Raw genomic sequence first — 2,052 nt, 5'->3', positions numbered from 1 at the left:
TTTGAGGCGGCGCTGAGGCGGGCGCAGAGCCTGATGCGGCACGCGCCGGGAGAGCTTTTTGAAGCGGCGAAGTCGCGACCTGAGGCCGAGCTGCTCGAAGCCATGCTCTATGCCTTGGAGGGCGGCAAAGCCCTGCGGGCTTTTCTTGTGATCGAATCGGCGCGGCTGCATGGGCAGGGGCTTCAGGCTGCGACGCGCGCGGCGCTGGCTGTGGAATGTATCCATGCCTATTCGCTGATCCATGATGATCTGCCTTGTATGGACGACGACGACCTGCGCCGTGGCAAGCCGACGGTTCATAAGAAATGGAACGAACATACCGCTGTTTTGGCGGGGGACGCTTTGCAGGCGAAGGGATTCGAGCTGCTGGCGACTGATGATATGCCCCATGCGGTTGCGCTGTTGCGCGGGCTGGCTCAGGCCAGCGGGCATGGCGGGATGGTTGGCGGTCAGATGATGGATATTGCGGCGGAAACCAGCGCTGTGCCTTTAAACTTAGCCGAGATCAAGGCTGTGCAGACGGGCAAGACGGGCGCGCTGATCCGCTGGTCGGCGACGGCTGGTGCAGTTATGGCGGGGGCGAATTCGGCTGGATTAGAGACATATGGCGACAGGCTTGGGCTTGCCTTCCAGATTGCGGATGACATCCTTGATGTGGAAGGGGACGCCGCCGAGACGGGCAAGGCCGTGGGCAAGGACGAAGACGCGGGCAAGGCGACATTTGTCTCGCTTCTGGGGCTTGATGCGGCAAAACGCCAAGCGGCAAACCTTGTCGAAGAGGCCTGCGAGGCCTTATCTGTTTATAAAGACAATGCTGATTGCTTGCGAGAGGCCGCGCGCTTCGTTATTTCGCGGCGCAAATGAGTGTTCCCTTGAAAGGGTGATTATGACCGACCGCCCCAAGACCCCGCTGCTTGATAAAGTAGCCAGCCCCGCCGATATGAAGCGGCTGAGCGACGGCGAACTCGTTACGCTGGCGGGAGAGCTGCGCGCCGAGACGATCTCGGCTGTGAGCGAGACGGGCGGACACTTGGGCGCTGGTTTGGGTGTGATTGAGCTGACAGTGGCGCTTCATGCTGTTTTTGATGCGCCCAAAGACAAGATTATCTGGGATGTTTCGCATCAGTCTTACCCTCACAAAATCCTGACGGGGCGGCGCGACCGCATCCGAACTTTGCGCAAGCGCGGGGGCCTCAGCGGATTTACCAAGCGCTCGGAAAGCCCGTATGACTGCTTTGGTGCGGCGCATTCTTCCACTTCGATCAGCGCGGCGCTGGGCTTTGCTGTGGCGCGCGACTTGGGCGGAAACTGCCCCGAGGGGCTGGGCGATGCGATTGCCATTATTGGCGATGGCGCGATGAGCGCGGGCATGGCTTTTGAGGCGATGAACAATGCGGGGCATTTGGGCAAGCGGCTGATTGTGATCCTGAACGACAACGATATGAGCATTGCGCCGCCTGTTGGCGCGCTGTCGGGATATCTCAATCGCCTCTATGCCGAGGAGCCTTTTCAGGAGTTGAAGGCCGCCGCCAAGGGCGCGGTCAGTCTGATGCCGCCGTTCTTTCAGGAAGGCGCGAAGCGGGCCAAGGAAATGCTCAAGGGTATGACCGTGGGCGGCACGCTTTTTGAGGAGTTGGGCTTTAGCTATATCGGGCCGATTGACGGCCACGACATGGACCAGCTCCTGCCGCTTCTGCGCACTGTGAAGGCGCGCGCGACAGGGCCGATCCTTATTCATGCGATCACCAAGAAGGGCAAGGGCTATGCCCCTGCCGAGGCGCGCGACGACAAGGGCCATGCGACGGCGAAGTTTGATGTGATCACCGGCAAGCAAGTGAAAACGCCGAGCAATGCGCCGAGCTATACGGCTGTGTTTGGCGACGAGCTGGTGGCGCTTGCGGCACAGGACGACAAAATCTGCGCTGTCACGGCGGCGATGCCGAGCGGCACGGGGCTTGATTTGATGGCGGAGCGCTACCCGTCGCGCTGCTTTGATGTGAGCATTGCCGAGCAACATGGCGTGACCTTTTGCGCTGCGCTGGCGGCGGGCGG

2 protein-coding genes are annotated in these 2,052 nt (G+C 61.0%); both read left to right on the top strand.

From position 1 onward, the window contains the following. A partial coding sequence (locus tag ACTF58_RS01210) for a polyprenyl synthetase family protein (RefSeq protein WP_438990136.1) occupies window positions 1–864 on the top strand: 864 nt, incomplete at its 5' end. Window positions 865–886: 22 nt separating this feature from the next. Then, on the top strand, window positions 887–2,052 hold a 1,166-nt coding region (dxs, locus tag ACTF58_RS01205; RefSeq protein WP_438990135.1), incomplete at its 3' end, for a 1-deoxy-D-xylulose-5-phosphate synthase.

Origin of the sequence: Lentibacter sp., from assembly GCF_965657785.1 — a bacterium.
In the GTDB taxonomy this organism is placed as follows: domain Bacteria; phylum Pseudomonadota; class Alphaproteobacteria; order Rhodobacterales; family Rhodobacteraceae; genus Lentibacter.
This window is presented reverse-complemented; position numbering and strand designations above follow the sequence as displayed.